General features: G+C 57.9%; 35 protein-coding genes and 1 pseudogene. 23 read left to right on the top strand and 13 right to left on the bottom strand.

All coding sequences use genetic code 11. The features are described 5' to 3' along the window. Positions 1 to 47 precede the first annotated feature (47 nt). Positions 48 to 1,301, top strand: coding sequence for a DUF763 domain-containing protein (locus C9427_RS21530; RefSeq protein ID WP_107651254.1), 1,254 nt, complete (start codon positions 48 to 50; stop codon positions 1,299 to 1,301). Positions 1,302 to 1,507: 206 nt separating this feature from the next. On the opposite strand, the gene C9427_RS21520 is transcribed toward C9427_RS21530, so the two are convergent. From C9427_RS21520 to C9427_RS21475, 11 genes are all read right to left on the bottom strand, one after another. Beyond that, positions 1,508 to 1,672, bottom strand: coding sequence for a DUF3309 family protein (locus tag C9427_RS21520; RefSeq protein ID WP_023768317.1), 165 nt, complete (start codon positions 1,670 to 1,672; stop codon positions 1,508 to 1,510). A gap of 155 nt (positions 1,673 to 1,827) precedes the next feature. Next, the gene (locus tag C9427_RS21515; protein ID WP_107651253.1) at positions 1,828 to 2,025 is read right to left on the bottom strand and encodes a CsbD family protein; all 198 of its coding nucleotides are present in this window, start codon (positions 2,023 to 2,025) and stop codon (positions 1,828 to 1,830) included. A gap of 188 nt (positions 2,026 to 2,213) precedes the next feature. Further along, positions 2,214 to 2,411: a hypothetical protein gene (locus C9427_RS21510; RefSeq protein ID WP_208636402.1), complete on the bottom strand. Its 198-nt coding sequence runs from the start codon at positions 2,409 to 2,411 to the stop codon at positions 2,214 to 2,216. 87 nt (positions 2,412 to 2,498) lie between these two features. After that, positions 2,499 to 3,014, bottom strand: coding sequence for a hypothetical protein (locus tag C9427_RS21505; protein WP_107651114.1), 516 nt, complete (start codon positions 3,012 to 3,014; stop codon positions 2,499 to 2,501). A gap of 164 nt (positions 3,015 to 3,178) precedes the next feature. Beyond that, a complete protein-coding gene (locus C9427_RS21500; protein ID WP_107651113.1) occupies positions 3,179 to 3,925 on the bottom strand; it encodes a CbtA family protein in 747 nt (248 codons plus the stop codon). A 15-nt stretch (positions 3,926 to 3,940) separates the two neighbouring features. After that, positions 3,941 to 4,150, bottom strand: coding sequence for a CbtB domain-containing protein (locus C9427_RS21495; RefSeq protein ID WP_107651112.1), 210 nt, complete (start codon positions 4,148 to 4,150; stop codon positions 3,941 to 3,943). A gap of 98 nt (positions 4,151 to 4,248) precedes the next feature. Next, positions 4,249 to 4,707 (bottom strand): nitrile hydratase accessory protein, encoded by a 459-nt coding sequence (locus tag C9427_RS21490; RefSeq protein WP_107651111.1) that lies wholly within the window; start codon positions 4,705 to 4,707, stop codon positions 4,249 to 4,251. 46 nt (positions 4,708 to 4,753) lie between these two features. Next, on the bottom strand, positions 4,754 to 5,107 hold the full coding sequence (locus C9427_RS35340) for an SH3-like domain-containing protein (protein WP_208636401.1): 354 nt from the start codon (positions 5,105 to 5,107) through the stop codon (positions 4,754 to 4,756). Beyond that, a complete protein-coding gene (locus C9427_RS35335; RefSeq protein WP_208636400.1) occupies positions 5,104 to 5,418 on the bottom strand; it encodes an SH3-like domain-containing protein in 315 nt (104 codons plus the stop codon). Before C9427_RS35335 ends, C9427_RS35340 begins: the two co-directional genes overlap by 4 nt. A gap of 23 nt (positions 5,419 to 5,441) precedes the next feature. After that, positions 5,442 to 6,056 carry a nitrile hydratase subunit alpha gene (nthA, locus tag C9427_RS21480; protein ID WP_107651110.1) on the bottom strand — a complete coding sequence of 205 codons (615 nt, stop codon included), beginning with the start codon at positions 6,054 to 6,056 and terminating at the stop codon, positions 5,442 to 5,444. Positions 6,057 to 6,122: 66 nt separating this feature from the next. Continuing rightward, a complete protein-coding gene (locus tag C9427_RS21475) occupies positions 6,123 to 6,653 on the bottom strand; it encodes a DUF1097 domain-containing protein (RefSeq protein WP_167434434.1) in 531 nt (176 codons plus the stop codon). A gap of 450 nt (positions 6,654 to 7,103) precedes the next feature. Between C9427_RS21475 and C9427_RS21470 the strand changes: the two genes are divergently transcribed. From C9427_RS21470 to C9427_RS21430, 9 genes are all read left to right on the top strand, one after another. Next, positions 7,104 to 8,306, top strand: a complete 1,203-nt coding sequence (locus tag C9427_RS21470; RefSeq protein WP_208636399.1) for a transporter substrate-binding domain-containing protein — start codon at positions 7,104 to 7,106, stop codon at positions 8,304 to 8,306. Further along, complete coding sequence (locus C9427_RS21465; RefSeq protein ID WP_107651108.1) at positions 8,303 to 8,917, top strand: ANTAR domain-containing response regulator; 615 nt, start codon at positions 8,303 to 8,305, stop codon at positions 8,915 to 8,917. The genes C9427_RS21470 and C9427_RS21465 overlap by 4 nt, the downstream gene beginning before the upstream one ends. A 101-nt stretch (positions 8,918 to 9,018) precedes the next feature. Further along, positions 9,019 to 10,041, top strand: a complete 1,023-nt coding sequence (locus C9427_RS21460) for an acetamidase/formamidase family protein (protein ID WP_208636398.1) — start codon at positions 9,019 to 9,021, stop codon at positions 10,039 to 10,041. Next, positions 9,957 to 10,655: a histidine phosphatase family protein gene (locus tag C9427_RS35425; protein ID WP_107651107.1), complete on the top strand. Its 699-nt coding sequence runs from the start codon at positions 9,957 to 9,959 to the stop codon at positions 10,653 to 10,655. The genes C9427_RS21460 and C9427_RS35425 overlap by 85 nt, the downstream gene beginning before the upstream one ends. Positions 10,656 to 11,093: 438 nt before the next feature. Then, positions 11,094 to 12,221 carry a tyrosine-type recombinase/integrase gene (locus C9427_RS21450; protein ID WP_107651250.1) on the top strand — a complete coding sequence of 376 codons (1,128 nt, stop codon included), beginning with the start codon at positions 11,094 to 11,096 and terminating at the stop codon, positions 12,219 to 12,221. Positions 12,222 to 12,410: 189 nt separating this feature from the next. Beyond that, positions 12,411 to 12,620, top strand: a complete 210-nt coding sequence (locus tag C9427_RS35260) for a helix-turn-helix transcriptional regulator (protein WP_107651106.1) — start codon at positions 12,411 to 12,413, stop codon at positions 12,618 to 12,620. Beyond that, complete coding sequence (locus C9427_RS21440) at positions 12,617 to 12,880, top strand: hypothetical protein (protein ID WP_107651105.1); 264 nt, start codon at positions 12,617 to 12,619, stop codon at positions 12,878 to 12,880. Before C9427_RS35260 ends, C9427_RS21440 begins: the two co-directional genes overlap by 4 nt. A gap of 384 nt (positions 12,881 to 13,264) precedes the next feature. Next, positions 13,265 to 14,743: a DUF3987 domain-containing protein gene (locus C9427_RS21435; RefSeq protein ID WP_167434432.1), complete on the top strand. Its 1,479-nt coding sequence runs from the start codon at positions 13,265 to 13,267 to the stop codon at positions 14,741 to 14,743. Positions 14,744 to 14,993: 250 nt separating this feature from the next. Next, a complete protein-coding gene (locus C9427_RS21430; protein WP_107651103.1) occupies positions 14,994 to 15,188 on the top strand; it encodes a hypothetical protein in 195 nt (64 codons plus the stop codon). Between the two features lie 166 nt (positions 15,189 to 15,354). Here the strand turns inward: C9427_RS21430 and C9427_RS21425 are convergent, their stop codons facing one another. Continuing rightward, on the bottom strand, positions 15,355 to 15,627 hold the full coding sequence (locus tag C9427_RS21425; protein ID WP_107651102.1) for a DUF3892 domain-containing protein: 273 nt from the start codon (positions 15,625 to 15,627) through the stop codon (positions 15,355 to 15,357). 548 nt (positions 15,628 to 16,175) lie between these two features. Between C9427_RS21425 and C9427_RS21420 the strand changes: the two genes are divergently transcribed. From C9427_RS21420 to C9427_RS34430, 8 genes are all read left to right on the top strand, one after another. Further along, on the top strand, positions 16,176 to 17,084 hold the full coding sequence (locus C9427_RS21420; protein ID WP_146172574.1) for a hypothetical protein: 909 nt from the start codon (positions 16,176 to 16,178) through the stop codon (positions 17,082 to 17,084). A gap of 12 nt (positions 17,085 to 17,096) precedes the next feature. Then, entirely contained in the window at positions 17,097 to 17,462 is a 366-nt protein-coding gene (locus C9427_RS35420; RefSeq protein WP_425351671.1) for a Rap1a/Tai family immunity protein, read from the top strand. A 353-nt stretch (positions 17,463 to 17,815) separates the two neighbouring features. Then, entirely contained in the window at positions 17,816 to 18,367 is a 552-nt protein-coding gene (locus tag C9427_RS21415; RefSeq protein WP_146172573.1) for a hypothetical protein, read from the top strand. A gap of 10 nt (positions 18,368 to 18,377) precedes the next feature. Next, positions 18,378 to 19,019: a hypothetical protein gene (locus tag C9427_RS21410; protein ID WP_107651099.1), complete on the top strand. Its 642-nt coding sequence runs from the start codon at positions 18,378 to 18,380 to the stop codon at positions 19,017 to 19,019. Then, on the top strand, positions 19,016 to 19,255 hold the full coding sequence (locus C9427_RS33850; protein WP_146172572.1) for a hypothetical protein: 240 nt from the start codon (positions 19,016 to 19,018) through the stop codon (positions 19,253 to 19,255). The genes C9427_RS21410 and C9427_RS33850 overlap by 4 nt, the downstream gene beginning before the upstream one ends. Before the next feature lie 3 nt (positions 19,256 to 19,258). Continuing rightward, positions 19,259 to 19,729 (top strand): HK97 family phage prohead protease, encoded by a 471-nt coding sequence (locus tag C9427_RS35415; RefSeq protein WP_107651098.1) that lies wholly within the window; start codon positions 19,259 to 19,261, stop codon positions 19,727 to 19,729. A gap of 190 nt (positions 19,730 to 19,919) precedes the next feature. Continuing rightward, positions 19,920 to 20,261, top strand: a complete 342-nt coding sequence (locus C9427_RS21400) for a hypothetical protein (RefSeq protein ID WP_107651097.1) — start codon at positions 19,920 to 19,922, stop codon at positions 20,259 to 20,261. Continuing rightward, complete coding sequence (locus C9427_RS34430) at positions 20,261 to 20,626, top strand: hypothetical protein (protein WP_208636397.1); 366 nt, start codon at positions 20,261 to 20,263, stop codon at positions 20,624 to 20,626. Before C9427_RS21400 ends, C9427_RS34430 begins: the two co-directional genes overlap by 1 nt. Before the next feature lie 178 nt (positions 20,627 to 20,804). Here the strand turns inward: C9427_RS34430 and C9427_RS21390 are convergent, their stop codons facing one another. After that, positions 20,805 to 21,368, bottom strand: a complete 564-nt coding sequence (locus C9427_RS21390) for a hypothetical protein (protein ID WP_107651096.1) — start codon at positions 21,366 to 21,368, stop codon at positions 20,805 to 20,807. 92 nt (positions 21,369 to 21,460) lie between these two features. Between C9427_RS21390 and C9427_RS21385 the strand changes: the two genes are divergently transcribed. The 5 genes and pseudogenes from C9427_RS21385 to C9427_RS21365 form a co-directional block, all read left to right on the top strand. Then, positions 21,461 to 21,880 (top strand): hypothetical protein, encoded by a 420-nt coding sequence (locus tag C9427_RS21385; RefSeq protein ID WP_107651095.1) that lies wholly within the window; start codon positions 21,461 to 21,463, stop codon positions 21,878 to 21,880. Next, positions 21,870 to 22,268, top strand: a complete 399-nt coding sequence (locus tag C9427_RS21380) for an HK97-gp10 family putative phage morphogenesis protein (RefSeq protein ID WP_107651094.1) — start codon at positions 21,870 to 21,872, stop codon at positions 22,266 to 22,268. The genes C9427_RS21385 and C9427_RS21380 overlap by 11 nt, the downstream gene beginning before the upstream one ends. Further along, the gene (locus C9427_RS21375) at positions 22,258 to 24,375 is read left to right on the top strand and encodes a lytic transglycosylase domain-containing protein (protein ID WP_146172571.1); all 2,118 of its coding nucleotides are present in this window, start codon (positions 22,258 to 22,260) and stop codon (positions 24,373 to 24,375) included. Before C9427_RS21380 ends, C9427_RS21375 begins: the two co-directional genes overlap by 11 nt. Further along, positions 24,372 to 25,076 (top strand): M15 family metallopeptidase domain-containing protein, encoded by a 705-nt coding sequence (locus C9427_RS21370; protein ID WP_107651092.1) that lies wholly within the window; start codon positions 24,372 to 24,374, stop codon positions 25,074 to 25,076. The genes C9427_RS21375 and C9427_RS21370 overlap by 4 nt, the downstream gene beginning before the upstream one ends. Positions 25,077 to 25,153: 77 nt before the next feature. Continuing rightward, positions 25,154 to 26,350 (top strand): annotated as a pseudogene (locus C9427_RS21365) (hypothetical protein); the annotation flags it as partial.

Genomic DNA, 26,350 nt, shown 5'->3' with positions numbered 1-26,350 from the left:
TGACCGGGAAGATGAGGCGTTTCCGTTGGACGTAGTTGGAGAAGGATTTGGCGCAGCGATCTGGAAGTGCTGATCTTCCGCTTCACGGCGGACGCGTGCCGAAATGGCTGGGCGATCGCATGACGCGCCTTGGCGCGGTCATGTGCGAGGCGATCGTCCATCACTACGGCCGCGAGGAATTGCTGCGTCGTCTGGCACACCCGTTCTGGTTCCAGTCCTTCGGCGCCGTCATGGGCATGGACTGGCATTCTTCGGGGATCACGACCAGCGTCATCGGCGCCCTGAAACGCGGCCTGACGCCGCTCTCCGGCGAGCTTGGCATCCATGTCTGTGGTGGCCGCGGCGCGCACTCACGCAAGACCCCGCATGAGCTTGCCGCCATTGGCGAGCGCGTCGGTTTCGACGGGACTGGACTTGCAACCGCCAGCCGGCTGGTCGCCAAGGTGGATAGCGCCGCGGTCCAGGATGGCTTCGATCTCTACCTGCATGGTTTCATCGTCACCGATGACGGCGACTGGGTCGTCGTGCAGCAAGGCATGAATGGCGACAGCAAGGTGGCGCGGCGCTATCACTGGCTGTCCGAGGGCTTGAAAAGCTTCGTCGACCAGCCGCACGCAGCGATCGAGGGCGCCAACCAGGGCGAAATCGTCAATCTGACGGATCGGCGCGCGGATGCCTCGCGTCAGGGACAATTGGCGCTTTTGCAGGATCTCGGACCAGACAGGATCGTGAGGGAACTCTCCGCCCTGGAGCGCGGTGCGCAAGCAAGTCCGGAACAGCCGATGCTGCCGCATCTGGTCATGCCGGCACATCATGATGTGCGCGAAAGTGATGTTGTCATGCGTCGCCTGCACGGCAACATCGCGGCAGCCGCCGATCGCGGTCCAGCCGACTTTTCGGAACTCCTGCTGGTGCCCGGGGTTGGTGCGCGAACCGTGCGGGCGCTGGCGCTGGTTGCGGAGGTACTGCATGGCGCGCCATGCCGATTTTCCGACCCCGGGCGCTTCTCGCTGGCGCATGGCGGCAAGGACCGGCACCCGTTTCCAGTGCCACTCAAGGTCTATGACGAGACGATCGGCGTCCTGAAATCAGCGGTGCGGAAGGCCAAACTTGGCGGGCATGAAGAGATCGGCGCGCTGAAGCGACTGGATGACCAATCCCGACAGGTTGAACGCTATGTCACCGGTCCGAGCCTCAAGGAAATCGTTGCCGGCGAGTTCGATCAGTCGCATCTGCTCGGCGGCCGCAGCGTCTTCGGGTGGGAGACTGAAACGACAGCTCCGAAACGTGACCGGAATTGATCGCCACCAAGGCGACCTTGCCGGCCGCCGGCATGCGACCCTTGTCGTCGGTCTCGGAAGAAAAGCATCCGTACGCTCCATGACGCGTTTGGCCATGCTCGAAGGCTGGCCCATCCAGATCGGTAGACCGAGCACGAAGATGTCGGCACGCCAATATCGGTGTTTGGCACACCGCACTGCCAATTCGGAGGTCATTAGCAGTTGTGCTAGATGCGCCCGAGGACAACCAAAATGATAACGATAAGCAGAACCAAACCAAGGCCGCCGCCGCCATAGTAGCCGGTGCCGTAAAAAGGGCCGCCGCCGAGGCCGCTAAAGCCGCCAAGCAAAGCAAGAATTAGAATGATGATTAGAATTGTGCCGAGACCCATGATGGTTCCTCTCTTATTGGCCTGCCACTCGGCAGAGCCCAGTGCTCAATATGAACTCGCAAGGGCCTTCCTGGTTCAGCGAAGACCTTTCCGCTGGTTTAGGGCTATTGCTGCGCACTGCGTCGGCTTTTGAAGAAGCGGCGATCTGACCCTGGTCAGATTCTTGTGGACCACTCGTCTATCTGTCGCTCGGCCTCTTCTTTGGCGATCCCATATCTCTCCTGGATCCGTCCCAGAAGCTGGTCGCGATTGCCGTCGATCCGGTCAAGATCGTCGTCGGTGAGATCGCCCCATTGCTCCTTGGCCTTCCCTTTGAATTGCATCCATTTGCCCTTGATTTGATCCCAGTTCATCATTGTCTCCTTTGTTTGAAGCATCCCGGGCCGCGCCCTTCCTGGGGAGGAAGATGCAGGCTGCCGCAGGAGAAAACCGGATTGGTGACGAATTGTTCCGGCGCTCTAGCGCATTGCTCCTGCGGCCAAAAGAAACGCTGGCACTAGACAGCAGGGGGGCGGTGTTCTGCGGCAGGCAGCGGGTCAACTCACGGCAACGGAGTTGCTTCGCAGTGCATCTGCATTTCTGGGTCGATCGCATAGGTTTCGACGCCGGTCAGGCGATTGGCGCGGTCTTCGCTGGCCAGATCGACGGAACCGCGTTCCGGCAGTACTGGCGTGATGTCGGAATCGGCGCAGTGCACCCGCTTTGCCGTCGAGCTGCGGGCTGACCGCGCACCAGACATGGGTTGCCGCTCCCTGTGGCACCGATTTCAGGTCACGGCTCAGATCGACGACTGGCCGATGGTTCTCGTCGACGAACAACTCGGTGTTCAGTTGTCCGCGGGAATGGAGCTTTGGTCGGGTCGCCTAGTCCGTTGCCGAAAGGTGGGAGTTGGGAACAGGACCGTGAGAATGCCGGCCATCGCTGCCAAAAAGACGATGCTTAGCGAAATCAGGCTGGGCAGATGCGAGATGACGTTCCGCCAGTTCGGAATGACCAGCGAGGCCGTATTGAAGGTCTCACCGCTGAACTGACACATGACGAAAGATGCCCGGTTCAGCACCATATCTGCGTCGATCCGCGATATGAGCGCCTCCACGGCCGGTTTGTCAGTCGACAACTCGCGCAGATGCGTCAACGCTGCCTGCATAGCTGACAGATAGGCGTGGCTGCATTCATTGAAGGGGCTTGTTTCATCTCCAACGCTGCCGGGCATCAATCCCCAAAGACAGGCGGCATATTGCAAATTGGCGAAATTGAGTAGCCTGCGAAACATTTGATCCGTACGGTTTTGATTGGCCGCCAGAGAAAGAATTTCGCTGCGATAGTCGGCGATCACGGCCATTTGGCCGTGAGTCAAAGCGGGAATTTCAAGACCTGCGTTGTCCAGGTCTGACTTCTAGCGATGCGCCTGCGCCGATCCCGCAATCATTGAGACAAGCAAAAGGCAGACACACCATGCCGCGACACGCGTGGACATCAGGATGCGCCGCGGCATCAGTTAATAGCCTAGCGGACCGCTATGCTTGCCACCGGTCGACCGTCGCGACGGTCAACCAGTTTGCGCTCGGCGACCGCTCCGAACAACACGCCGATCGCAGCCCAAAGCACTGTCTGGATGCCGAGTGAAGCGACGCGGAAGTCCCACAATACAGCGGCAGAAAACTGCTCGGGCACTTCGTTGATCGGCGGCAGCGCATATTCGGCACTCGCCATCACGATGAGATAGGCAGCCGCTGCTGCTATCCAGGCATTCCAGGTTCCGTATTGCGATGCCAGGCGTTTGGCGAGGCCGATCGAGGCAACCGCCGCCAAGATCGATACAGTCAGCAGGATAAAGAAGAGCTGGGTGCGCGCCTCGATCGTTTCGGTATTGCCCACGGACGGTGGGTTGGCCGGATATTTGAACTGAGGCACCAGTATGATTACGACGAATCCGGCCAGGGCGATCAACGCTGCGGTGCCGCGCGGCCCAAAGCCGCTGACCCTTCCCTGGACATAGGAGAAGACCAGCGCGAAAAGGCCCCCGATGGACGCGCCATAGACGAGAGTGCCGGTCAGCAGGCCGATGCCAGCCTGGGTGGAGCGACTGACGAGTTCGGGCTCCGACGCCTCGCCAGCGGCCTGCGCCTGCTGTTCCTCGAAGGCGATAGCGTGATCCACCTGCGGTTCGCCGAACACACGGGCGAAACCGAAGGCCAGCAGCCCGGCCATGATCCCGACCAGCATGCCGCGCAGCAAAAGACTGCCAACCATGATGTTAATCCTTTGTTAGTGGCAGGGAAAGCCGAGCAGATGGCGGCCGTCATGCACGAATTCGTGGACATACGTGCCACGCATCAACGACGTCGCGCCTTCCTCGGCGCCGATGAAATAGATCGCCATCAACAGCATCAGACCGCCAAAGACGGCCCAGGGCAGAAGCTCGCGAACCGGAATAGGCGCCGGAAGGACAACCGGCCTAAGAGCGATTTCGGACATAGAGGTTCTCCTGAAAAGTGTTCATTGGATTGGTTTGGCGGCAAGACCTTCGTTCGCCGTCACTTTGCGGTTGCGCGGCGCTGCCGCCGGCATATGGTTCATGCGAGCCGGCTCGCCGGCGCGCGACAAGCGTGATCGTGGTCATGGTCATGGGCATGGTCGTGATGATGATGGTGGTGATGATGCGAATGACCATGACCATCAAGGCTGAGCGGTTCGCCGAAGCTGCGATGCTCGTCGGCGTGACGCCATTGTTCCTTGCGCGCCATCAGCTCGTCGAAGCTTGACAGCTTCTTGTCGGTCACCAATTTCTCAAGCGCGGCAAGCCATTGATGATAGTAGATCCCGTTATGGTCTTCCGGATCGAGACCATAGGTCTTACCAAGTTCGATTTCGGCGCTGATGTAGTTGACCCACTCACGCCATTGGAAGTGGCCGTTGCGATGAAGTTGGAGCACGATCCCGAAGGCGGTGAGCTGCCAGGGCTCGGCAAACAGCGGTCCGGCTTCATTGCGCGGAAGACCGGGAAGCTGCTCGAGATTGCTATTCTGGTTCATGGGAAAATCCTAACGAAGTCGACGTGGTGAGCAGTTGGGCGGAGCGCTAGCCGGCGCTCTCGAGGTAGTCGTCCCAGGCGTCGACATACATCCGGTCCCGCGGATGGCCGGCATCACCCCACAACTCGTGGGCCGTGAACACCACCGTGTAGACGTGCTGCGGCTTGGGTCCCTGGCGGTGGGCGCTCGTATCGGGGAAAACGAACACGCCGTGATCGAAGGTGACGGTTCCGACCTTGCCCCTGATATAGGCCGGCAGGCGGTTGTGCGCGACCTGATTCAGGTTGACGACCGTAACCGTGTCTCCGGCCTTGAACTTCGGTGCGACCTCGACGTCGACGCGCGCTGGATCTCCGGTGGCCAGAACCGTTGGCACCATATCGGTGGTGAGCATGTTCATGCTGCTTTTCCTTCCATGAGCTGGGCGTGGCGGGCATCGACTTCCGCGCGGGTGACGATGCCTGCATCGATGCAGTTCTGTTCGACAGTGCAGAGCCACTTTTCGTAGTAGCTCGACATCAGATAGTGGCGCGGATCCATCTTCTCGATCGGATGCCGGAACTGATCCACGTTGTATATGCCGGCGGCGAAGCAGGCGATCATCATCGACAGCATCCGCCCCTCCCATTCCTCATGGAAATACGGCTCGTTTTGTTCAACCAGCACTGGGCCGAAGCCGTGCTTGCCGCCGACGTCATGAATTCCATTCATGGCCTTGATCCTTTTGCCAGAGGCTAGTGCGAGGGTGATTGTGCGACGCCGGTTCCGATCATGGAATCCCGGGTAACGAGAGCAGCCAGTTCTTGTTCGGTCAGGTTTTCAGTGCCGGAAGGGCGCATCGGAAGCACCAAATAGCGAAGCTCGGCGGTGCTGTCCCAGACGCGCACCTCGACATCGTCGGGGACATCGAGGCCGAATTCCTTCAGGACACTTCGCGGCTCGATAACCACCCGGGCCCGGTAGGGCGCCGACTTGAACCAGATGGGAGGCAAGCCAAGCGTCGGCCAAGGATAACAGGAGCAGAGCGTGCACACGACCACATTGTGCACCGTGGGAGTATTCTCTAGGGCGACCATGTTCTCGCCCTGTACGCCGATATAGCCGAGGCTTTTGATGGCGGCAGTGCCATCTTCCAGCAGCCAACTCCTGTATTTGGGATCGGTCCACGCCTTGGCGACGACTTTTGCGCCGTTCTTCGGACCCATCTGCGTCTCGAAGGTCTCGATGATCAAATCAAGCGCGGCAGGATCGATCGCCTTCTTCTCGGCGAGAAGCGATTCCAGCGCTTTCACACGCAGACCCACCTCGGGGATGAGGACGTTGGCGTGGGAATGGTTATCGGTTGTCATGACTTGCCTCATTGATGTTGTCTGAAATGTTTGGGAGCGCGTTCGGCCGAACATACCGCCCGGCGGTCAGGCGGGGGCCAGGCTCGGTTTGGTCAACGCAGCAGCGAGCTTGGCCGAAACAAACCCGAATAGAGCGCCTGCCACCATCGAAACCGGGACAACGACCAGCGAGTTATCGAAGGACGCCGAAAGCAGCTTCGGCAGGGCGAGCCGGTCGGGAGTCTGCAGCAGGAACGCAAACGTACAGGCATAGCCGAACGTTGTGCCCGGAACGGAGGCCAGGGCGGGAATCTGTGACGCGAGGATGTAGATCACGACCGTGATGAACACCACCGTGGCAGACCATATCTGAGGCCCAACCAGATCGCCGATGGGCAGGCCGAGGATCATGACGGCGCCCAGCCAGCCCATGAAGCAGCCGAAGATGTTCGAGACGATCGTGTTCTTGAGCGCGGCATCGTCGCCGCCTGATTGAAAGAAGCAGGCCCACGCGACGAATGCTGCCCAGACCAGGACCGTGCCGATCGAGAGAAATGTCCAGGTGCAGATTGCACCAAGGATGCCTACGCTTAGAGCTGTGGCGGTGACAGGTTTCATTGTCAGGTTCCCCATTGTCTTTTTCAGAACTAAAAAGGCCCGCCACCGTCGCCGGTGAGCGGGCCTCATCGCCATAAGCTCGCATTTTCACGAGCTTTATCTGATCATGCTGCGCCTCTTTTTTGGGCGCTCGCTTTTTTGTTCCTATTTAGCGTCGCTGAGGAGTTTTCCTTTGTCAACCGTTATTCATGGGAAACTCGTAAAATTTGCAAAATCAGCAAACTGCCTAATTTTCATTAAACAAACCAGATACTTAACCTATCGCGACAGCGCCGTCACAAGTCAGGGGAAATAGAATTTGACATTCTTGCCGTTATGACGGACGATTTAATCGAATTTGCCGGCTAGCCGGTTTGAACTGAGAATTGAGGGATCGGGACGATCCTTCGCGGCAACGAAGCCCTGACGCCTTCCAAGGCCTCAGGGCTTATTTTTTGGGACTGAGCTACCTTGGGCGAAAAAGCGAAAATCCCGATTGGCGTGCTCTTTTCCACGACAGGGCCCTACGCCACCGTGGGTGAGGCGATGCTCAATGGAACGTTGCTCGCCGTCGAGGAGATCAACAACTCGCCGAACTTCGATTTCGAGCTGGCGCCACTTGTTCGAAATCCTGCAGGCGAAACGGCTGAGTACGCTTCGATCTGCCGGGATCTCATCATCAACTCCGGTGTTGCGCACATCGTCGGCTGCTACACCTCTTCCAGCCGCAAGGCGATCGTGCCCGTCGTTGAGAAATACGACGGGCTGCTGTGGTACCCGTCGCACTACGAAGGCTTCGAAAGCAGCGACAATGTCGTCTATCTCGGCGCATCGCCGAACCAGCACATTGTGCCCTTGGCGCAATATATGGCCTCAAGGTTCGGCGCCCGCGTCTATTGTTGCGGCTCGGACTATATCTGGCCGTGGGAAAGCAATCGCGTCATGCGCGAAATCGTCGAGAATTTCGGCGGCGAGGTGCTCGCGGAGCGCTATCTGGCGGTCGGATCGACCGAGGTCACCGGTCTCGTTGAGGAAATCCGGCTGTTGCGGCCCGATTTCGTGTTCAACACGCTTATCGGAGAATCCAGCTACGCATTCCTGCGTGCTTTTCGCGAAGCGGGACTAGGCACCCAATCTCCAGGCGACGTCTCCATTCCCATTGCCAGTTGCACGCTCTGCGAACCGGAACTTCGTACGATCGGTGATCCGGCAGCGCTCGGGCACATCACTTCCAGTGTCTACTTCCAGTCGCTGGACAATCCGCAGAATCATGCCTTTGTCGAGAATTACAAAACGCGTTTCGGCCAGCAGAAGGTGACCTCGGCCGACGCCGAAGCTTCGTACAATTCCGTTCACATGCTTGCACTCGCGCTTCGGTGTGCAGCCTCGACGAAAGCATCCGACATACTCGCCGTGCTCGGAGACTGTGTTTACGATGCACCGCAGGGTCGGATTCGCATCGACACGGAAAACAACCATTGTTACCTGACACCCCGCATCGGCATCTCGCGCGCGGGGGCGGAATTCGCCGTCATCGCGGCTGCGCAAAAGCCGATCAAGCCCGATCCGTTTCTCGCTTCCCTGAAGGGAGCAGCTTTCATGTTGGACGCCGCTCGGGACCAGGATCAGCCGGATGGCAACCGACAACAGCCGAAGCTGAGGGTCGTGTCGTGATCACGCAGGCGATTCCCAATTTCAGCAACAAGACAGCGCTGATTATCCATAAGACGGATGGCAACGTGGATGCCCTGCTGAGCCAGCTCCGCAGGTTCAACATTGAATCCGTTTGCCAATGGCCACCGCGAGCCAAGGATTTTGCGCCCGTCGATATCGTGTTCTTCGACGTCGACAACGGGTTCGACGGCATGTTCCCGTGGTCCCAGGCTCCGATCCCGCTCATCGCGATCATAGGATCAGAGACACCCGGTCGACTTGCCTGGGCCATAAGCCAGAATCCGAGCGCCTACCTCACTACTCCCATAGGTTCGAAAGGCGTGTTCCAGGCGCTGGTCACGGCCTTCCACAACCATACCGACCGTGCCGACCTTCAGCGCGAAGTCGCCGATCTGCGCGAGCGGCTTCGATGCCGACCTCTGGTGGTTCACACGATCCTGCGCATCATGAGTATTTTGGCCATCGATGAGGACGCTGCATTTCGCCTGATTCGCGATGAGAGCATGCGCCGGCGCGTCTCCGTCGAAGCATGCTGCCAGGAACTCGAAGCCCAAGCTGACAGCTTTTTGTCGACAATTCCCGAACTCAGCAGATCCATCGCTCGCAAATAAGCGGGACTGAGCGTTGAAATCGAAATTGAATACGCACAGCGCCGTGCGAACGCTAGCGAAAGCGGCGCTCGCGCGGCGTTTTAATTTTTGGAGGAACACAGATGAGTAAGTTCGACCCCGCAATCCCTTTCACGCATCGATGGGTGGCGGACTCGATCATGGCCACGCGCGGGGTTGGCGGTGGTTCGGCTCGCCAAACGCATCATCTGACGGAGGAGCGACAAGGGACCTTTCACTATACAATGGGCCCCTATTCGGAGCCCGTCCTCACCGTGTCACCCGGCGACAGGATCGTCGTCGAAACCAGGGACGCCTTCGAGGGCGCCATTCAGCACGAAACCGACAAGCCTTCGCAGCTCTTGCGAATGCCGTTTCTCAATCCTCAGAACGGGCCGATCATGGTCGAAGGGGCACAGAAGGGCGACACGGTTGCGGTCTATATCGAGTCGATGGTGCCGCGCGGCCAGAACCCGCGCGGCACCTGTTGCATGATTGAGGAATTCGGTGGACTGACCGGTACGGCCTATACCGCCATGCTCAACGAGCCGCTGCCCGAAGTGGTCCGCAAGATCAATCTCGACGAGGAAAACGTCTACTGGAGCGACCGGGTCACGCTTCCTTACAAGCCCCATATCGGGACACTGAGTTGCTCGCCAGAGATCGATTCCATCAATTCGCTGACGCCCGACAACCATGGCGGCAACATGGACCTGCCGGACATGGGACCTGGTAGCGTGACCTACCTGCCCGTCCGCTCGCCCGGCGCGCGCGTGTTTATAGGTGATGCGCATGCCTGCCAGGGCGACGGCGAGGTTTGCGGTGTAGCGGTCGAGTATTCGGCGACCGTCACCATCCGTGTTGACTTGATCAAGGGCTGGACAATCGATTGGCCTCGGCTCGAGACCGCCGATCTCATCATGGCGATCGGCAGTGCCAGACCCCTTGAGGATGCAACACGCATCGCTTACCGCGAATTGATCCGCTGGATGGTCGCAGAGTTCGGTTTCGACAAGTGGGACGCATACATGCTGCTCAGCCAATGCGGCATAGTGCGACTGGGAAACTTCGTGGACCCGAAATATTCCGTCGCTGCGGCGGTGAGGAAGACGATCATTACCCGTTAGGTTGGTGGCTGCAGCCTTTGGTGGCGAAGGCAGCTATCCGAAACGCGGACGCGCGCGGTATGAGAGCAACACGCTTGACGCTGGTTTGCAGCGGCATCACGCACAGAATGCGCAAGGCGGGATTTCCGCTCGACGAACCACTGGAAAAGCGATCGATCGAGTTGGCGCGCTTACTTGCACAGCATGTTCCCAAGGCAAATCGCGTGTTGGTAGCTCCATCGCTTCGCGCCCAGCAAACAGCTCATTTAATGGGGCTATGCGCAGCGGTTCACCACAGCTTGCGAGACCAGAATTATGGCGTATGGGAGGGCAAGATGCCGGACGAGGTTGAAGCCGTTCAGCCCGGTTCGCTTGCCGCATGGCGAGCCGATCCGGCCTATAGGCCCGGAGGAGGTGAACCGCTAACGGAAGTGGCCACCCGAACCGCAAGGTTCCTGGATTCGATGCGGACGGCAGGCGGGCAACTGATAGCGGTTACCCACCCGGCGGTGGTGCGAACAGCCATGATACATATACTGGCGGCGCCGCTGACTTCATACTGGCGAATCGATACCCCGCCACTTTCCTTGATTAGTCTCTATTCAGATAGTACGCGCTGGGTACTTCGCACATAGGTTGACGTCGCATTTTGGCTGGAACTCGACGGTCATGTTTCGCGGCCAGCGCTCCGTTTCTGGCAAACTGCTACTCAATTACAAATATTGAAATGACCGGCGCAACCATGATTACCAGCTTGATCGGTGGCGGTGTCTGCTTTCAGAAGCGATAGATTTTACCTCTACGGCCGACATCAGGCGCAAAGCCGTTCGATTGCAGATAGCGTCCGGGAAAGCCTGTGACAGCTATTTAAATCCCCACAATTATGTGGGGCAAAAAGTGGTCAACTACTGCTCGCCATAAAATTTATGATCGATTCAGCAACTTGCCGAAGCAATTGGCGGAGAGAGCGTCCGCCTTTTTCTGTAAGATATTGAAATTACTAGCGCTTTGACATTGTTATTTGCCGTATTTTCCCTATTTTCCATATCTCGGTTATGGCAACGGGAATCGGTATGGCCAAGCATAAGCTTTCCGAAACAAGGATTCGAACCTTGCCAGCCGGTATCCATTCGGATGGCGACGGCCTCTTTCTGCGAGTTCGGAAAGAGGGGTCGCGGCAGTGGTTTTTCATCTACAAGCGATCGGGCAAGAGGACAGAGCTTGGCCTGGGTGGGTATGGTCAAGGCACGGCGCCTGTGTCGCTTGCCCTGGCGCGAGAGAAGGCTGAAGCAGTCCGCCAACGGCTTGCCCGCGGCGATGAGCTTTCCGCAAAGAAGACTTTCGCCGACGTGATGGATGACGTGATCACCGTAAAAGAGTCTGGCTTCAGGAATGAGAAGCATAAGGCTCAATGGACGATGACGCTCCGTGAGTACGCCAAACACCTGCACAAAAAGCCAATTGCCGATATCACGCGAGACGACGTGGTTGAGACCCTGAAGCCCATCTGGTCGACCATACCGGAAACGGCCGATCGGCTCAGAATGCGGATCGCTGCTGTCATGGATCACGCCAAAGCGAGAGGGCTATATGTCGGTGACAACCCTGCCGATTGGCGCGGTGGGTTGAAGGATCTGCTGCCGCCTCGCCAGAGGCTCACACGCGGCCACCATGCCGCGCTTGGGTACAAAGAGATACCAGCCGCAATAAAGGCTCTCCGCGCCGCTGCTGGCATATCAGCTCGGGCCGTCGAGTTCACCTGCTTGACGGCCGCCCGCAGTGGCGAGGTGCGTGGCGCCACCTTCAACGAATTCGATCTGGAAGATGGCCTTTGGACCATTCCGCCCGACCGCATGAAGGCGGGAAAAGAACACCGCGTCCCGCTTACCGGCCGCGCAATCGAGATCGTCAAGGCAATGGGGGAGCTGGCTACCACAGACGCGGTGTTCCCGATTAGCGATACCGCGATGGTGAAGGCGCTTCGAAAGGCAACCGGCGACGACTCCACGCTGCACGGTTTGCGGTCGAGCTTCAGAGATTGGTGCGGTGACGAGACGACTCATTCGCGCGACGTGGCCGAAGCAGCGCTTGCGCACACGCTGAAGGACAAGACTGAGGCTGCTTACCGCCGCTCAGATGCGTTGCAAAAAAGACGCACCCTGATGGAAGACTGGTCGAAATACTGCGCTAGCGGCCAGTAACCTCATTTTCTATATTGACAAAACTGGCGAAAACGTCTATTAGTGAAGCAAGTCGGTGCTTGTCACCGCGACTCGCTTGCCTCGCCTAAATTAACGGCGACCCGAACCCCTCATCAATTTTTTGCTTTTGGAGCGCGCTTCGGCGTGCGCAATTTTCCTCGCTCTATGGCGCAGGAATAGGGGAGAACCATGGACCATTCGAACGACAATCAGCCTCGCCTCATGGCGCCGAAAGACGCAGCCATCGCAACCAGCCTATCACGTCCGCTTCTGTCGCTAATGGCGGCAGAAGGGAAGTTCCCCAAACCTGTCCAACTTGGCGAGCGTCGCATCGCCTATGTGCGGCAAGAGGTAGAGGCTTGGATTGATGGGTGCATCAACGGGAGGGCGGCAGCATGAACGCCGAGACGGTCGCGGAAATGTTTATGATTTGGAAGGCCACCGAAAAGGCCTTTCTTCAACACCTTCTAATCCGCTTGATTAAAGACGTTCCGGACTTCAATCACGAGAAGTTCGCAACAGGCCTTCAGCTATTTCAAGAGGAATTTCCAGTCTCCGACCCGGATCCTGACGTGGCAGCACAGGGCAGGGTAGGCTTAGCCTTTCTAGGCGAATTTATTGAGCTGACCGAGGGCGCACTTCGCATCGCTCGAGAGTGAACTGCGTCAAGTCGCCAGTAGCGACTTGATATCGCCCGCGGCCAAGCGTCGATTGTAACCCTGCCGGCAAGTGCCGCGGGCGCGTCTCTCTATAAAAACCCACCGCGGATCCAACCGCGGCAACTTCCAAACCGGGAACCATCAACTTGCACATTTTGTCAATTCAACCGGAGCCGCCAGGCAACGGCAACGTCGTCGCGCGCTTCGACGTTGCCCTCACTGACGAACTTCGCCTATTCGGCCTTCGCCTAACCGAACGCAGCGCAGGCGGCTATGCGGTTTACGCGCCGAATGCGATGGGCCGCCGCTGCGCAACATTCTCGCCAAATCTCGTTGAAGAAATCGCCCGCGTTGCCCTGGCCGCGCTCAAGGAGCAGAAGCCGCATGACCACCGCTCAACCTAAGACAGAAATTAACAGAGAGGCGGCCCTTGCTTGGCACCAGCGGTTCGGCGGGCGGTTCGTAGAGGAGAATGGAGAGTATTCCGTCCTCGAGTATGTGACGACGTTGGGCAATGTCCTGTCGGTTCGATTCAAGGACGGCAAGTCGATCGCAATAAAGGCGGCCAATGACAATCTGCCATCGGTTCCAGCGCCAACAATGCACCCGGAGCCGTTCCGCCCCGATGCGGCTGGTGGATTACTTTGCGATATGTCGAAGTGGATCACGTCGACTGCAATCATTGCATCGCCGGAGCTTTCTCTTGTTTCTTCCATTGCATTGATCGCGGGTTTGTTCGGCAAGAAATGCCTCGGCCCGACATCGGCCGGCATCAACGTCTACCTCACCACTCTGCTTGCAACGGCAGGAGGCAAGGGTCACCCGCCTAAGGCTATCCGTGGTCTTGCCGATGCGGTGGGAGGCATTGGCGCAGTGACCAACGGAGATCCAACCTCTTACGCCGCGATTGAACGAATGCTTCGGAAAAATACGTCAACCGTCATCGTCATGGACGAGTTTGGCATCACGCTGCAGGACGTCAACGCCAAGCACAGAAATTCCGTAGCGGCCAGCATCCGGAAATTCCTGCTTGCTGTTTACGATCAGGCAAACTCATCATTTGACGGTCGGATATACGCATCGTCTGATACGAAAAAAGATGACGGCCCGATCCAAGGTCCGGCACTGACCGTGCTTGGAATGACGACAGGCGACACACTATACCAGGGGCTGTCCGAGGCATCGATATCGGACGGTTTTCTCAATCGCTTTCTCTTCATAACTGCGACGGCGCCTGCCGGCCCCCCATCGCCTCCGCGGTTACACCGTGATGCAAAGCCACCGACTGCTTTGATTGAGGCATTGCGCTGCGCAGTCACGGTATTCCCAAAAGCTGGCTTTGCGGGAACAGGGAAAGTCACCATCCCGTTCGACGGTGGCGAGGAAGGCGATGCCTATAAGCGGTGGGCGGAAGTGTTCATGTGGCAGCATCATGCCGCATGGTCGGAGGTGCAGCGGAATATCAATGGCCGCGCGGCTGAAAACACTATTCGGCTCGCCACCATCCGCGCCATTTCGCGAGAGCCTGCAGCACCATCGCTCAATGTCGATGACGTCGGGTGGGCGTGGGCGATCGTGCACCAGTCAATTCTGCTCATAACGGAAGGCGTCTCCCGCCACATGTCGGCATCGCCGGCAGAAGCATTGCGGAAGGCGATCATTGAGGCGTTGCGAGCCGCTCCGGGCGAGACGTTGGCATTCGCACACCTGATGCAGCGGAAAGGCGTCTCCGGGGCTGATATGCGGGAATTGGAAGGGGCTTTGCACTGGCTACTGGAGTCGGGAGAAATCACCGACATAGCCAGCCGAGCAAAGCCTGGGCGCGGTTCGAAATTCCGCCTGAATCCCGTTGTGACGACTTAACAACGGCACAAAAACGTAACAACGAGATTGGCAGTTTCGTTGTTACCGTTGTTATCCGTTGTGACGACATCACAACGGAAATAACTAAGTAATATCAATATGATATTATATATATTTTTTGTCGTTGTTACGTTGTGAACATGCTTCTGAATCCGGTTATTTACCCCTTATCAGGGCCGTAGGGCGGCGGGCAAAAGCATAATCACAACGTAACAACGACGAGATTCAACCAGAGGAGAACACCCACGAAATGGAACAAGAAGTGATCCCTTTAACCACCCAATTCGACGCGATCGCACCCGATACCGGCAAGCTTGTGAAAGTAGTCGGAATCGACATGAGCGACCCGCACATACGACCGAAGCTCATATGCCTCGTGACGGACATCAACGGCACGCGCGTGGAAATTTACGACCGCGTGAAAAACAAGAGGCTCGGCGCATGAAGCGCACGGTATCTACGGAAGTTCCGCAGATACGCGAAGTTGCGAAAGCGGGCCGGTCGGACAGCTACCCCAACCAACTATCCACCCGGCCCGGCCCCGCAGCCCTTTCGAGCATCAGCAAAATACATGCGCCAATCTGAACGGGGCCTGAACAGGTGAGGTTTGGCTACTGACACTCTGGAAGCGAGAGCAGATTGTCGTTCCATTTCCCATCGGCATACGTCCGCACGTATTTTCCGTTTGGCCCGTCTACCACACCGATATTGCCGCGGTTGCCTTGAACCAATGTAAAGAAGGTGTTCGATTTGTTTTCGATGGAGGCAATCACCTGAGCCCTTGTCCACTTCCAGCCTCCCGCTGGATTTCCAAGATGAGTGATGCCCTCATGGCTGCTGTTGCGATCTTGCTTGTTGATGCAACTCACTTGAACGTCCGCCATATCTTGTCCTCTGTTGCCTTTACGACACCACATCTAGCATGAACTAATGCCAAACACAAGAACGGATCAGGAACAGATTTCTGGTGCAACACGGAGACGCACTGGAATAAATCCCCTCTCAACAATACATCACCGTTTACAGACCGATTTCTCGCTAGATACTGCCACTGACAACGACCTTCGCCGCGTTGGCGATGCTGAAGACCGGCCACGCCGGAACCGCGCCTCGAGCGCCATCCCCGAGACACCATGAACACATCGCGCACAACCGCCATCGACGGCGGCACAGTCCAGGTTCGCCGGATTACTTGGCGTGAGTTCTATCAAATCAGACCGGACAGGAAGCCGGACAACGACAATCGGCGTCTCGAGCAAGAGGCGGCCTAGGGGCGTCCAATTCTCCAGCCAGGCCCGATTCTGGCCCACCCGATGCCATCTCATTCGGACATTTAATTCCGGTTTTTGATTAATTTAATCAAACCACCCTGCCGCGCTTTGCGGTGACTGACTACCGGCCTGGCCGGTTCCTCCTGTTGGGATGACCACCCATGAAAAACGACAACGCACGATATCGTGGAACTCTTCCGCTTTTGAACTGGCTTAAGAAAAACGACGCTGACTCTGTCCAGGTTGTGGCTCGCGCTCTTGTGGATATGAAGCCTGCCGTCATCGAGAATTCCGACGAGCTTGACCGCGAAATTCGGCCGCTCGTCGGCGAGTTGATGCGGGCTGCAAGCGATGCTTTCCGTGTCTACGTGCGCGATGGCGTGAGCCACGTTGGTAAGGGCTATAGGCGCATAGCAGGCAAGACGTACCGCGACGATGAATGGCAGTTCCTCGGCGACCTCACCTTCTACAGAGGGGCGCTTAAAGAGTGGGGACAGACCAAGGCAGGCAAGAAGCTCAAGCCGAAGGACGACGTAAGAGGCAGCGGGAAGAACAAGCGAAACCCGGCAGGCTATGTGAAGATGCGGCCTGCAACACCGCTTCCCGGTGATGCGCTCGGGCTGGAGCGCATGGCATGCTCACCCGCTGGTGCAGGCGGCAACGGCACTTTCTATGATCCGCTTCCAGGCGTCGAGGAGGCTCGCGCCATGTTAGCGACGGCCATGGAGAAGGCACCGCCGATCACGAAGTGCCCGACGGTCACGGCGAAGGGTGCTTACTTCTTCGGCGGCATCTCGCGACCGAAACAGGGGACCAACTCCGGCACGATAGGCGTTTGGGATGCAACTGAGAGACCCAAGGGTGAGGCTGGCGAGGTGTTGGATGAAGTAGCTGCTGGTGGCTCGCTGAAGTCTCTTGGCGTGCGCCTTGGATATGGCCCGCAGTACGCCGATCGTGCAGCAAAACGAGCATTGTTGGATACTGCCAAGCTGTTGGTTGCAATGAACGACAACAGTGAAAGTAAAATATCGCAGGCTCGTGCGCTGAAGGTGGTACGATGGAGCGCTTAAGCGGAGGGGAAAATGAAACGGCTCTTTGCACTAGCGTTTATCGTAGCAGGACTGTTCTCACCTAGCGCCGTGGCGGAAGATCTAAACGTGCAAAGGCTATTGGCTCAATGTAATTCGACCGCCGTTCAAGACTGGTGGTATTGCCTTGGCTATGTTGGAGCGACGTCTGATGTCATGATGCTAAACGGGGTAGCGCTCAACGTTAACCCTTCGTCGAGTGCTTTAAAGGATCTCGCGATTTGTCCACCAACTGCTGTGTCCTACGGCGCTTCTCGACAGGCATTCATCAATTGGGCTCAAAAGCATCCAGAGAATTGGTCGGCTAGCATGGGCGTTGGGGTAGTTTTGGCCCTGCGTGAGGTTTGGCCGTGTCCGTAAGGGCTTCCTAGACATTAAACGCAGCATGACGTGCCAGATCGTGGCGCGTTGTGGCGTATATGCATGAAACAGTGATTGGGGGCGCTTCGCCCCCCCCTTTTGCGCCCGACGTCTCGTCAACGTCGTGCGCGCGCCGGCTGCTGTCCCTCCAGCGCCGGCAACCAATCGCGCACGTTGCCCCACGGTCGGCATACGTGATCCCCGTCGTCGGAGCCGCACACTGGCGACGGGACAGTTTCCCATCCGCATAGCCGCTGCCGGCAGTGCGTCGATCGACCCCGCTGCCGCTTAACTGCTGGCTGGCGGGGTAACGTTTTTACCTATTCATCCCGAAAATTCTGAAAGGAGTCGCCATGCCCGCAAGCGCACGGCAAGCCTGCGAACTCATCGATAGAACTCTGCGAATTGCCGATGGCGCGACACGAGAACATGCTCACTGGCTTCGCCATGCGGGCATGCTGCCGAGTACACAAGGCGTTCCGGTGCCGATCGATAGCGTCCATGTGGCGTTACTGTTGCTAAGCATCCTCAGTGGCTTGCCGCCTCACTCAAGCGCGGCTCTGGTTGCCGAATATGCCGGTCTGCGGCCAACCTCTGGCGGCGAGACGCTAGTCGAAACGCTTGCGGGCTTTCTCGATAAGCCGCACGACTTCTTCGAATTGCGCGTTGATGCGTTTGCGCAGGCCGCAGTGCTCAGCTACCGCGCCGAAGACCACGGCATGCAGGTTGCGTCGTTCCACACGCACAGCCACCAACCACGCCCGGCCTTCGAGCGCGTCTCGATTCTCGGCGCATCAACACTCACTGAATTGTCACAGGCAATTGCTGCCACGGAGCCGCCTCGCTTGGGTCGGCGCCGCACCATCGACCGATACCAGCGCCTCGAACGCGCTGTTAGATTCTAAAGGAAACCGCATGTTCACCAAAAAGCAGACCACAAAGGCCGCTCCGCCAATGCGATTCAATCTTCGCGACGCAACACCGGACTACGATAAGTTGGCCGAGTTGTGCGCCACTTTGCGCGCCGCCCTTAGCAAGCTCGATAGCGAAGAATCTGAACTGCTGACTCGGCTCTCCTATAAAGCCGCCAAGCCGCATACTGGCGTCAGCGCAAAGGTCGCAGAGCTTCTTGGCGACGATGTTGACGAAACACCCGATCCACTTTCGGAAGGCATTCGCACTCGGCTGACCGAGATCAACGCCTTACGTCGCGATACACGGGCCGCTCTCGATATCGCCACTGAACGCCTTCAGCGAGCCCGCCATGCCGCGTCCAAAGTCATTTGTGAAGGCGCCAAGGACGATTACCTCGCTCGCGTCCGCAAGCTGGCGGATGCGCTCATTGCGGCGCACGAGGCGAACGCATCGCTGTGCGAAATCACTACCGCCCTTGATTCGGCTGACGTCGCCTGGACCGGCCTACTGCCGCCTGCTCCGGCTAATCGAATGCTGGGTGCCGCCTATGATCGCCAAAACCGTGTGGCTGTGTGGCTTAAGGACGCTGCTGCCGACGGACTGATTGACAAGAAATCCATCCCACAAGGACTAACCCAATGATTGAGTATCGTGAGAAGCGCGCTATCGAGCGCGCCGTAAAGTCGGCAGAATCCGAAGAGAGCAGCGCAGAACTTAAACCCACTCGCATCCGGCGAGATGACGTGACGCGTACCGAAATGCTGCCCGCAAATGCTTTTGCTGTAGCTAAGATTCTCAAAGAACGCCGCAGCAAATCACCCGCCGCCAGGTTACGCTCTCGGCTCGCCGCGGATTTGGCCAAACGTGTGGGCAAGTAGGGTGTGTGGTTCAGTGAATCCGGTAGGCCGCCACTACCAGGCAGTCGCACTGTATGCGGCTATGCGCTTCAGTGGGGCGTGCCGTCTGCGGTGCGCCCTGGCTTCGATGAGGTGTTTCATCAAGGCTCACTGACATGGCCCGATGACTTGCCGCTGTGCAGGAACCACGAGCGTACGCGGCCACTCGTTACGCTTGGCAATGCTTTCCGTCTCAGCGCCACGGCTAGAGGCCTATGGGTTGAAGTCGACACAGATGGCGTACCGGACGGCAACGATCTTCTCCTTGCCGCCAGGCATGGGCCGTTGCGTGCGTGGTCCATATCCTTCAAGGCGACAGGGGAGCGATGGGACCGAACGGGAGACACACCGCTTCGAATCGTGACAGCGGCCCGACTTCTCGAGGTTTCAATAGTCGACCGCGGCGCACACCATACGACGATTGGCATCCTCAGCAGGATGAAGCAGGCGGCGTGATCCAGATTTCGAGTTTTGCGGATGCGAAACTTTTCTTGCGGGACCGGTCCTTGGCTGACGAGCGTCAACCTGCAGGCACCCCCACGGGGGGCTTTTGCATCGCGCCGATCTGCATTTGCGCTAACCGCGCATCCCACACTGTATGCGCAACGGACTCCCCCATTGAATCAAGATTTCCATAGGTGAAACGATGGCTGAGAAAGCCCAGAAGCCGCCGACGCATCTGTCGCCAGCGGCAAGGAAGTTCTTCCGAGGTGTAGTCGAGGATTACTCTCTGGACGAGCACCACATCAAACTGCTGATACTCGCCTGCGAAGCACTGGACCGCGGCGAGCAAGCCCGTGTGACGCTTGCCGCGGAGGGCGTCACGTTCATCGATCGCTTTGGCTCACCGCGTGCGCATCCGTGCGTGGCGATCGAGCGCGACTCTCGGACTGCATATGCCCGACTGTTGCGTGAGCTGGCATTGGACTTTGGCGATGACGACGCGCCACCACGACCGCCTGCTCTAGCCGACAATAGGGGTTACTGATGCCGAGGAAACTACGCAAATCGAAGCGAAAACAGACCGTTTCCGATGCATGGATTATCTGGGCGTGTGATGGCGACATCCCGCCCGAACCTGACCCTAGCCGTGACGGATGGCTTGAGTTCCAGTACTTCGCAACCGAGAAAGAGTTGGAGGAGTTTTGGCGCCAGGACGGCGAGCGAGCTATTAGGGAATGGCTGAAGACGAACCCCGCTGGCACGCGTCCATCAAAATGGTGGGCCTATGCACTGCCTTATGCCGGTGAGCGCCGGTACGGCGCTGAGCTTTCGTCACCGTTCTTGGAGGACGAGACAGAGGCCGAATACCTGAAGCGGCATGGGCTGCTACTGAAGGGCGAGCGGATCTAAGTAGGACGATCGCCGCCTGCCGACGATGGATGACGATCCGGTCGCGACGTGGTTTAGATAGGGCAAAAAATGAGCACCGATACGGCTGATCCGGCAGATGAAACCAAGATCACACCCGAGACGGTCGAGGCTGCCATTGACTATTGGATGGAATGGCGCGGCGGCGATTGGCCGGTGACTATTTCTGACGCGAGGGTGTTTTTTGAAGGTGTTCTTCGATCCGTTCTATCGCGCCGTTTGGAAGCGGGCGACCACCCAGAAGACACTCAAGCATACTCAGGACAACATTCAGGCTCTCCAGACGCTCCTCGGCAATAATAGCGGCCGAGAACGGTCGTGCGAGCGTTTTCCTTGTGGTTTCGAATGCGTATGGCCATAGATGCAATGTGCCATCCTTGAGGCAGAAAAGCCCGTGGGCCGTACTGTTTCGAAACGTATTGGATTTTCGCGCCAACGCGATGGCGGCAGAAATCTCGCGCTTTTGCAGCGGTACCAAGCGAGCATAAGGAAGATAATTCGAAATGGTATCGAGCTTTGTGGAGAAGGATTGGATGTGGCCAAGTATGGCTTGAGCGTTGCCGAACGACTTGGCCTCACGGTTAAGCAGCTTGGAGAAAAGCCAGTAAAACTGGGACTCCATTCGCGAAAATTCTGCCATGTACAGCCCGTACTCCAACGCTACGTCTTGGTGCTTCTCTAGGTCAGTGATGACCCATGTATCGCTGTCAGAGTCAGAAACCATAACAAAATCTCCCGCACCGCTTTTGATTTAGCCATCACTCCATACACCAATCTGGCCGCCAATCGAGGCGGCCTTTTTCATTAGGAACCCCCATGCACGACTCAGTCACCGCCACTTTCGGCGGTCGCGAAATCACGTTCAAAATCGATCGCCAAGACCTTCCACTCTTCGAAGCCTACGCAGGCATTCCGGCAATTGAAATGTTCATGCGCATCACGGGCGGCAGATGGACCGTCCAACACCTTAAATCGGTTCTGACACTCGCGAGCGTGTCGGCTGACAAACTCGCTGAGCTGCGGCAATTCACGGGCGCGCTAAGGCGAATGGCGCCAGGCGATACTGGCTTGATTGACAGCTACCTCAAGGGATGCGCACCGCATGTAAGGCGCACACTGACTGCCAATCCAGTCGCACAATACGCGATCCTCACGCAGGCGATTCTTGCCGGAGCGCTCTTCGGGCTCAGTGCTGCGGACGCGACATTTACTGAGCAGTCAGCGGATGGCGAATAACGGTCTACGCGATTTCGAGCGGCGCCTGAAGGCTCTGCCGGCCGCTGCTAAGAAGGCCGCCAAGGTGGCGCTGGATACGTCAGCAGACGAGCTTGCTCGCTATCAACGACTTCTTGCACCGCGCGAGGATGGAACGCTGCAGGCGTCCATCCAATGGCATGCAACGGCAGAGCTTACGCGAACCATCACGGCGGGCGGCGAGACGACAACCGTGCCGGCTCGTGCCGGCCAAGGCGATTACGACTATGCGCTGGCGCAGGAATTTGGAACGCAGGACATGCCTGCGAATCCATTCTTCTGGCCCGGCTACAGATTTACGAAGAAGCGCATTAGAGGCCGCGTTAAGCGCGCCATCAGCAAAGGCGTGAAACAAGCTTATGGCAAATGATTCACCTAAGTTATCGGTCGATTTAGAGGCACGTATTCGAGACTTCGAGCGTCAGCTCAAGAAGGCAACGACCACTGCTGATAGGCAGCTTGGCGCCATCGAAAAGCGCGGCTCTCAGATGACGCGCAATCTCGAGACCACGATGGCCTCATCTGCGGCAAAGATCGGCAACATCGGCAAGACGCTGCTGGCTGGCTTCGGTTTCGGCGCGATTCTTGGAGGCCTGACATCGCTGCCCGCCGCCGTGCGGGGAGTCGTGCGCAGCTTGGGCGACTTGGCCGACGCAGCAGACAAAATTGGCCTGCCCGTCGAGGAGCTAGAGGCGTTTCGCTATGGCGCGCAACTTGCCGGTGTCGAAGCGGATAGCCTGGATGACTCGCTAGCCAAATTCACCAAGACCATCGGCGAGGCCAGCGCCAAAGGCAACGATTTCAGCAAAATTCTCGATCAGAACGGCGTCGCGCTCAAAAACGCTGACGGCAGCATTCGACCGGTAACAGAATTGCTCTCTGACTATGCCGACCTGATCAAAAACGCATCGTCCGAAACAGAGCAGATGTTCCTGGCGACCACGGCATTCGGTCGCGGCGGTGGTGATATGGTCAACTTTCTTCGCGATGGCGCGGACGGTTTGGACAAGGTTCGGGCCGCGGCGAAGGCCGCTGGCGTCGTGCTATCCGATGACTTGGTCCGCGCCGCAGCAGAGGTCGATGACTCGTTCGACAAGCTCGCCATGCAGATGGATTCCCTTTTCAAAACCGAAGTCGTTCAGGGCATCAAAACCGTACAAAACTTAATCGAGAAATTCGAGGCGCTGCCTGGTGCAATCGACGGCGCTTGGAAATCATTCGAGGGTTTCTGGAACAATATTATAGGCAAGTCGCCTCAGGATATTGCAACTGAAAAGCTGCGTGCCGCGATCAACGCGGCAGCCGTCAATGGCCCGCCGACCGGTGGATTCAGCGTCGGCGATTTGGACTTCGGTCCAGCCGCACCGAAAAGCGACCGTGTCGGCGCACCGCAGCAGAAGACGATTGTTTCTATCCCTGGCGCAGTCGAAGATCTGACAGGCGCCGTCGACCGGTTCGTAGATCATGTCATCAAAGCCGAAAGCGGCGGGAACAACAGCGCCAAGAATCCTAACTCGTCGGCAACTGGCGCCGGTCAGTTCATCGAGTCAACCTGGCTTGACCTTTTCAAGCGCTATTTCCCTGATCGCGCTGAAGGCATGACGCGGGGCGCCATCCTGGCGCTGCGGAAGGATGGCAATGTCAGCCGATCCCTAATTGAGGCGTACGCGTCAGAGAATGCGCGCGTCCTGCAGGCTGCCGGCGTTCACGTGGACGAGGCGGCGCTGCAATTGGCGCATTTCCTTGGCGCTGGCGACGCGGCGAAGGTTCTCACCGCGGCCAGCGGTACGCCTTTGGCTGGACTGATTTCGGCTGCGTCCATCAAGGCCAATCCGACCATCTTGGGCGGCGGCGCCACGGTCAACGATGCCATTTCGTATGCTAAAAATCGGGCTAGCGGTGGCGGCTCTGGCAGGTCAAGGCAGAAAATGACGCCAGAAGGCGTCTTCGCTGGCTCCGTGCAGGATATTCAGCAGCGTATCGATCTGCTCAACGCGGAATTTGCCGCTCAATCGCAACTCAATCCAGCGATCGATGACTACGGCTTTGCAGTCGAAAAGGCGTCGATAAAGCAGCAACTGCTGAACGAAGCAGCTGCGGCTGGCGTAGCAATTACACCGGAGTTGTCGGCAAAGATCGACGCTCTGGCTAGCAACTACGCCAAGGCTTCAACAGCGGGTGACCAGCTAAAGGCTAGCCAAGAGCAACTGTCTCAGAGGCTCCAGGAATCCTCCGACTTCGGCAAGGACGTACTTGGTGGATTTATCTCCGACCTGAGGGCAGGCAAAAGCGCCACGGAGGCGCTCGCAGGGGCAATTGAGAAGGTCGCCGAGAAGTTGGCGGACATCGGCCTAAACGCTTTGTTCGACGGCATAGGCGGCACGCCTGGCGGAGGCAGTGCCTTGCTTGGCACTGTCGGCCCGTTTGGGCTGTGCGCAGCCAATGACAACAATCTAGATTTGAGGAGGGCGGCGTGAGCGCGTTCTATGCAATGACCTATAACGATAGCGTCGAACTTCTCAGCGACGGTGCGGTGTACTTACCGGACGGCACGCTAATCGATATTCGCGAGAAGGTCTGGCGCTCGCCAGGCCTTCCGTTGGCTGTCACTGGCCGCGGCTCAATGGCATTTGAGGCCTATGCCGAGACGATTCTGGCGATGTCGGAAGACTCGGTCGACGCCGTTATTGAACGCACGCACACGCTGCTGGAGCAGGCAAAAAAAGGGGTGGTGTCGTCGGCACCTTGCGAGGTGCTGCTTGCCGGCCTTTCGGAGACTCGCGGGCCGTTCCTGGCGTTCTTCAGTACCGCCGACGTTTATCCGCAATTTGAACCTTTCATCTTGCATGACGTCGGCCCGGATTTTGGCGGCGGCAACGCACTTACCGCAGAAGAGATTGCCGCCTTGCCGAGTGCTGAAGAAGGCTTGGGGAAATGCGGTGTGGCTCTGTTCGAAACGATGCGCGGCAAGCCTGGTCTCAATCCCGCCGCGCCACACATGCCCGCTATCCATGGCATCGGTGGCCATATCGACCTGACCGTTATCAACGCTAACGGCGCCACCACTACGAGGCTACATGAATGGCCTGATGTGATCGGCGAGAAGATCGATCCCTTTTCGGCTTCAGCCAAATTCGAAGACAATAGTTCGTTTTCGGACGGCGCCAGCTTCGGCTGAATTTCACTAACTGACCGGCACGCCGGATTTCACCGAGGACCGCTTAGGCGGTCCTTTTTTTATTGCTTGGAGCAATCATGGCAGTTCTACCCGCGGCCGAAATTTGGCGCGACTATGTTATCGATGGCGTCCCATCTTCGGGGCCGTACAAACCTCATAAAGCCGAAATTAGAGAGTGGGGCACCCACCTCGAGAGCGCGGCATCAGCCTATGATACGGTCGCCGACGTCGAGGCTGAGACCGTTCCGACTACAACGAATGTTGTGCGAACGTTCGGGCACACTGCGGCCGGCGATGATGGCGATGATCTGTATGTGCGCGCCGATCCCGCGCCAGCGCGGGCCGCGTATATCACCGACGCGGTTGGCCAGCATTTTGCGATCACTTCCCGGACGATCAAGACCGCCTCATGGGGACTATTCCCCGGCACCGCTAACGCGCATCTCATCCTTAAACAGATGATTGATTATCTCATGCTCGATAAGGGCGGTGGCGAGATACAGATCACGCACGACGAGGAATATGAGTTTTCCTCCTCAGTTACTATGGCCGCGGTGGCGGCCGGTATTTTGCATATCTTCAACAAAGCAGGCGGCACGCTAAAGGCTGCAACAGGGCTAGCAGCGCCGCTACTAGACCTCAGGCCTAACGCTTCTGGAACGGCCTCTCCCGAGGCGGCTCGCCTTAAAGCTTATGGGCTGAAACTCGACAATTCCCTTGGCTCCTACACCGTCGGCGCGTCGTCGGCCACGGGGCTATCCCTCGTCAACTGGGACCAATTTGAGCTGCATGATTTCGTGTGTGTTGGTGGGTATGATCCGATCGTAGGCACGGTGCCTACGGTGGGCGGCGACAGCGGCCTTTCCACCGTAGGCTGCCGCAATGGGCTCCTAATCAACCCCCGTATTGAGCGTCAACCAGACTCGGGAATTTACCCCAATTGGGACAACACAGGCGCCTCCAGCGGCTTCATTGAAGTCATCGGCGGCGTCCTGTACCGAAACCATGCGGCGATGACCGCAAAGCGCAACCTTTCAAGCGCAAAGTTGGTTGGGGTGCGCGTCAGTGAAAACGACGCTGGTTTGCAAACGGCTTGGGTGGACAATTCCGGCTGGATCGAGCCATGCAAGAAGCTTGAAGTGATCGGCTGCACGTTCCGGCGCGGCCTGGCAAATCTGATCAGCGCAAAGCACACTACGAAACTGATCGCCATCGGAAACGTCTTCGAAGACGTTGGTTATAAGCCTGATGGAACTGGCAACGTTGGTGCAAAC

Origin of the sequence: Mesorhizobium helmanticense, from assembly GCF_003034915.1 — a bacterium.
Classification (GTDB): Bacteria; Pseudomonadota; Alphaproteobacteria; order Rhizobiales; family Rhizobiaceae; genus Mesorhizobium; species Mesorhizobium helmanticense.
The sequence above is the reverse complement of the archived record's forward strand: the minus strand, read 5'-3'. Positions and strand labels throughout refer to the sequence as shown.

Coding starts and splice junctions, on each gene's coding strand:
- C9427_RS21520 (WP_023768317.1), bottom strand. CDS start 1,672: ATGGGTCTCGGCACAATTCTAATCATCATTCTAATTCTTGCTTTGCTT.
- C9427_RS21515 (WP_107651253.1), bottom strand. CDS start 2,025: ATGAACTGGGATCAAATCAAGGGCAAATGGATGCAATTCAAAGGGAAG.
- C9427_RS21510 (WP_208636402.1), bottom strand. CDS start 2,411: ATGTCTGGTGCGCGGTCAGCCCGCAGCTCGACGGCAAAGCGGGTGCAC.
- C9427_RS21505 (WP_107651114.1), bottom strand. CDS start 3,014: ATGGCCGTGATCGCCGACTATCGCAGCGAAATTCTTTCTCTGGCGGCC.
- C9427_RS21500 (WP_107651113.1), bottom strand. CDS start 3,925: ATGGTTGGCAGTCTTTTGCTGCGCGGCATGCTGGTCGGGATCATGGCC.
- C9427_RS21495 (WP_107651112.1), bottom strand. CDS start 4,150: ATGTCCGAAATCGCTCTTAGGCCGGTTGTCCTTCCGGCGCCTATTCCG.
- C9427_RS21490 (WP_107651111.1), bottom strand. CDS start 4,707: ATGAACCAGAATAGCAATCTCGAGCAGCTTCCCGGTCTTCCGCGCAAT.
- C9427_RS35340 (WP_208636401.1), bottom strand. CDS start 5,107: ATGAACATGCTCACCACCGATATGGTGCCAACGGTTCTGGCCACCGGA.
- C9427_RS35335 (WP_208636400.1), bottom strand. CDS start 5,418: ATGAATGGAATTCATGACGTCGGCGGCAAGCACGGCTTCGGCCCAGTG.
- nthA (WP_107651110.1), bottom strand. CDS start 6,056: ATGACAACCGATAACCATTCCCACGCCAACGTCCTCATCCCCGAGGTG.
- C9427_RS21475 (WP_167434434.1), bottom strand. CDS start 6,653: ATGAAACCTGTCACCGCCACAGCTCTAAGCGTAGGCATCCTTGGTGCA.
- C9427_RS21460 (WP_208636398.1), top strand. CDS start 9,019: ATGAGTAAGTTCGACCCCGCAATCCCTTTCACGCATCGATGGGTGGCG.
- C9427_RS35425 (WP_107651107.1), top strand. CDS start 9,957: ATGCGGCATAGTGCGACTGGGAAACTTCGTGGACCCGAAATATTCCGT.
- C9427_RS21450 (WP_107651250.1), top strand. CDS start 11,094: ATGGCCAAGCATAAGCTTTCCGAAACAAGGATTCGAACCTTGCCAGCC.
- C9427_RS35260 (WP_107651106.1), top strand. CDS start 12,411: ATGGACCATTCGAACGACAATCAGCCTCGCCTCATGGCGCCGAAAGAC.
- C9427_RS21440 (WP_107651105.1), top strand. CDS start 12,617: ATGAACGCCGAGACGGTCGCGGAAATGTTTATGATTTGGAAGGCCACC.
- C9427_RS21435 (WP_167434432.1), top strand. CDS start 13,265: ATGACCACCGCTCAACCTAAGACAGAAATTAACAGAGAGGCGGCCCTT.
- C9427_RS21430 (WP_107651103.1), top strand. CDS start 14,994: ATGGAACAAGAAGTGATCCCTTTAACCACCCAATTCGACGCGATCGCA.
- C9427_RS21425 (WP_107651102.1), bottom strand. CDS start 15,627: ATGGCGGACGTTCAAGTGAGTTGCATCAACAAGCAAGATCGCAACAGC.
- C9427_RS21420 (WP_146172574.1), top strand. CDS start 16,176: ATGAAAAACGACAACGCACGATATCGTGGAACTCTTCCGCTTTTGAAC.
- C9427_RS35420 (WP_425351671.1), top strand. CDS start 17,097: ATGAAACGGCTCTTTGCACTAGCGTTTATCGTAGCAGGACTGTTCTCA.
- C9427_RS21415 (WP_146172573.1), top strand. CDS start 17,816: ATGCCCGCAAGCGCACGGCAAGCCTGCGAACTCATCGATAGAACTCTG.
- C9427_RS21410 (WP_107651099.1), top strand. CDS start 18,378: ATGTTCACCAAAAAGCAGACCACAAAGGCCGCTCCGCCAATGCGATTC.
- C9427_RS33850 (WP_146172572.1), top strand. CDS start 19,016: ATGATTGAGTATCGTGAGAAGCGCGCTATCGAGCGCGCCGTAAAGTCG.
- C9427_RS21400 (WP_107651097.1), top strand. CDS start 19,920: ATGGCTGAGAAAGCCCAGAAGCCGCCGACGCATCTGTCGCCAGCGGCA.
- C9427_RS34430 (WP_208636397.1), top strand. CDS start 20,261: ATGCCGAGGAAACTACGCAAATCGAAGCGAAAACAGACCGTTTCCGAT.
- C9427_RS21390 (WP_107651096.1), bottom strand. CDS start 21,368: ATGGTTTCTGACTCTGACAGCGATACATGGGTCATCACTGACCTAGAG.
- C9427_RS21385 (WP_107651095.1), top strand. CDS start 21,461: ATGCACGACTCAGTCACCGCCACTTTCGGCGGTCGCGAAATCACGTTC.
- C9427_RS21380 (WP_107651094.1), top strand. CDS start 21,870: ATGGCGAATAACGGTCTACGCGATTTCGAGCGGCGCCTGAAGGCTCTG.
- C9427_RS21375 (WP_146172571.1), top strand. CDS start 22,258: ATGGCAAATGATTCACCTAAGTTATCGGTCGATTTAGAGGCACGTATT.